We start from the raw sequence: 3,175 nt of genomic DNA, 5'->3' as shown, positions 1-3,175 counted from the left end.
TCACCCCTTACTCCCTATTTTATCATCTTTACATGAAAAAGTCTGCCGGTAGGCAGACTTTTTCGACAAGCTGACGGCTTCCCGGGCAAAGTCCGGGAAGCCGTAATGTGCATATGGTTGTCATTGTTCCAGCAGTCCCCGCACCAAGTCCTGGCGGGCCACAATGTGGGTGAAGAAGCCGGATTTGAGGGCCCCGCCCAGGGCCTTGGCGCTGGTGTTGGCGGAGCAGACGCCGATGATGTTGGGACAGCGTTTTAAAACGTCAATGGGGATTTGAATGGCAAAATCCTGCTCCGACTGGATGACGGTTCCCGTCTCGTTGAAGTAGTAAATCAGCATCCGCCCACAGGCCCGCTGCCGCTGGAGAAGGCCGCCATAGCGGACCAGGGAGGCGAAGTCGGGGCTGGAAGGGTAATCGCCGATGTTGACCAGGGCGGTGTCCAGGGCTTCCCATTGCTGAAGAATCCGGCGGTAAACCTCGGTGGAGCACAGGATCTGCTTTTCCTCCAGGCCCTCCGGCAGGGCGGGGAGGTAGAGAAAATGGGGAACGGCTCCCAGCTGCTGGGCCATCAGCCGGACGTTTTCGTTGGACTGGTAGTTACGGGCCGGAATGCTGGCGTTGCCCACCAGGGGGCAGATATCGGTGACGGCGCTGCTGGGCTGGGGGTTTTCCTGCAGCCAGGTTACCAGCTGGCCAATTAAGTACCCCCAGCCCACCCCCAGGCGGCGGGCGCCCAATTGGTGCAGCAGCTCCACGGCGCCCTGGGAGAGCAGNCGGTTTGTGGCGTCGTTGTCCGCACCGTCTTCCACCAAGATGCCTCCCCGGACGGAACTGGCTGCCCGCAAACGGTCCAGCATCCGGGCCGCCCGGGTTCCCGGCTCATGGACCGTGATCTCCACAATGCCCAGTTCCCGGGCCTCGGACAGCATCCGGCTGACCAGAGGGCGGGACACGCCCAGCTCCCGGGCGATGTCGCTTTGCTTCCGGTCCTCCAGATAATAGCGCCGGGCCACATAAGCCAGCTTTTTCCGTTTTTCAAAACCAGCGCTCACATAATCCCCTCTTCCGAATACAGAAGTTACATATGTTACTATTTTGTTTATACCACAAAGCCGGCGGCGATGCAAGCGGGGAAGTATAGAAAATAGAAATATGCCTGCCTCCGAAAAATCTNAAATAAATGTTGACGGGGGAGTCTTTTTGTGGTATCATAACAACCGTTGTAAAGAGATTTTCCAACGAAGGAATACGAAATTACAGAATGCGATTATGAGAAATATGCTAGTGTAGCTCAGTCGGTAGAGCAACTGATTCGTAACTACCAGACCGGGCCGCAGAAAATTGAATATGCTACTGTAGCTCAGTCGGTAGAGNAGCTGATTCGTAATCAGCAGGTCGTGTGTTCGAGTCACATCAGTAGCTCCAGAAAACGGCGAGAATTAAATGATTTTCGCTGTTTTTGCAACTTTCCAAGAAAATAGTTGACCCACATTTGATTCTCTTTTTGACCCACAATAATCCTTTCGCATACAGACTCCGTGAAGGCTTTCTTTTGCGAGAAACGGCCAAGACCCACAACCTGACCCACACAGGAAAATAATCAGAAACGAACACCGCAACGGACAGGATATTGTCCGCTGCGGTATTGTCTTTTGTCATTTCGGATTTACATCATCTGTTCCATAAATGCTCCCATCTTTTCCGCCGCTTCATCCTGTGCCTGCCGTGTGGCGTGGGTGTAGGTGCGGAGGGTAAACCCGGCGTCGTAGTGTCNCAGCATGGTGGATCTACTGCCGCTCTCACTGGCAGGATCGTGTAGAGGTTGTTGCCCCTCCACTTCATTCCGCGCTTGTCGAAATAGTTGCTGGACTCTACAGCGATGAGTCCCATTTCCAACAGCGTGTTGATACTTTTCATCGCGGTGTTCTTTGCCATCCCCGTTGCGGCGGCAATGGTGTTGTAGCTTGGGTGGCAGGTGTGGGTTCGGCGGTCCTCAATCAGCAACAGGTAGGCGTAGACCATAAACGCAGAGGGTGAGAGCTTCAGCAGGAACACCTCATTGGGCAGGGTGAAAAATTTCTCGCCCTTACACTTGAGTACGGGGGTACCATCTTCGCTGACGATTCCTTTCGATACCAGAGCAGTCAGATACTTTTTCACAGTGCTGGCTGTAATGTGGACATCTGCCGCAGTCATCTCCGTAGTGAGCACATCAGGAATGCGGTGATAGCAGAGGTAGGAAAAAATCACGAACTCAACCGGCTTGAGTTTGCACTTCCACACTGCGTTGGGTACGGCGAAGCGGTAGTGCCGTGGGCCGCGTCTGGGCCAGCCGATAGGCGTTGTGCGCCGCCTCATGGTTGTAATCCTCCAGCTGTGTTCTGCTCCACCCACTGGATGAACTTCTCCTTGGGCACGACCATCCTGCTTCCAATTTTCAAAATTGGAAAGCCCGGTTCGTGCATCAGCTCATAGCCGCTGGACGGTGAGACGCCCAGCACCTTTGCCACCAGCTCCGCGTTGAGGAAGAGGGATTGAGATACTTTCATTTTGNTTCCTTTCCCTATGTGGAANTAGGGAAGGCCATCGAGCACGNCAACGCGCCGCGACAGTGCCGTCTGTGCGGGCGCTGGTTTCTCCATGAGCAGGGAGACCGGACGATGTACTGTGAGCGCATCGCACCCGGCGAGGAGAGCAGGACCTGCCGGGAGGCCGGGGCGCGGATGGTCTTCGAGAAAAAAATCCAGGATGAGGACACCTGGAAAATTTATAAGCGGGCGTATAAAAAATACTGCGCTCGTGTGATGAAAGGAAACATGAGCCGTGAAGATTTCAACGCCTGGGCGGCTCAGGCGGCGGCTGAGAGAGACGCCGCGATTAAAAAGGTAAAAGAGGCTTTAGACGAAAATCTGAAGGCGCAGATTATTGAACAGCTACGGGAGGAACTGAACCACCAGTGAGCGCGGTCCTTATCTTTGTATACGCTGGTGCAGTTTATTGAAACAAGGCGGAACCCATATGCCGATTCCCGGAACAGTCATCGTCCCCCATCCGCCGCTAATCCTCCCCGCCGAGGGACACAGGCGGGAACAGGAAGTCTAGGGAAACGCTGATTTAATTCCCCGAAATAATGGAAGATGTGATAAAATAAGGGAAAGGGGGCGCGGGGTATGA

The 3,175-nt window shown here is 54.4% G+C and carries 4 protein-coding genes and 1 tRNA gene; 2 read left to right on the top strand and 3 right to left on the bottom strand.

The genetic code is table 11. The features are described from left to right. Nucleotides 1–120: 120 nt before the first annotated feature. Nucleotides 121–1,053: a sugar-binding transcriptional regulator gene (locus tag JX325_RS14180; RefSeq protein ID WP_204791738.1), complete on the bottom strand. Its 933-nt coding sequence runs from the start codon at nucleotides 1,051–1,053 to the stop codon at nucleotides 121–123. A gap of 297 nt (nucleotides 1,054–1,350) precedes the next feature. On the opposite strand from JX325_RS14180, the gene JX325_RS14175 reads away from it, so the two are divergent. After that, a tRNA-Thr gene (locus tag JX325_RS14175) sits at nucleotides 1,351–1,426 on the top strand. A gap of 246 nt (nucleotides 1,427–1,672) precedes the next feature. Here the strand turns inward: JX325_RS14175 and JX325_RS14170 are convergent. Beyond that, nucleotides 1,673–2,359 (bottom strand): helix-turn-helix domain-containing protein, encoded by a 687-nt coding sequence (locus JX325_RS14170; RefSeq protein ID WP_204791737.1) that lies wholly within the window; start codon nucleotides 2,357–2,359, stop codon nucleotides 1,673–1,675. After that, nucleotides 2,356–2,550: an AlpA family transcriptional regulator gene (locus tag JX325_RS14165; RefSeq protein WP_204791736.1), complete on the bottom strand. Its 195-nt coding sequence runs from the start codon at nucleotides 2,548–2,550 to the stop codon at nucleotides 2,356–2,358. Before JX325_RS14165 ends, JX325_RS14170 begins: the two co-directional genes overlap by 4 nt. Nucleotides 2,551–2,568: 18 nt before the next feature. Between JX325_RS14165 and JX325_RS14160 the strand changes: the two genes are divergently transcribed. Continuing rightward, nucleotides 2,569–2,961: a DUF6076 domain-containing protein gene (locus JX325_RS14160; RefSeq protein ID WP_243414102.1), complete on the top strand. Its 393-nt coding sequence runs from the start codon at nucleotides 2,569–2,571 to the stop codon at nucleotides 2,959–2,961. The last annotated feature ends 214 nt before the right edge of the window (nucleotides 2,962–3,175 follow it).

This window comes from Oscillibacter sp. CU971, assembly GCF_905219725.1.
Classification (GTDB): domain Bacteria; phylum Bacillota; class Clostridia; order Oscillospirales; family Oscillospiraceae; genus Oscillibacter.
The sequence above is the reverse complement of the archived record's forward strand: the minus strand, read 5'-3'. Positions and strand labels throughout refer to the sequence as shown.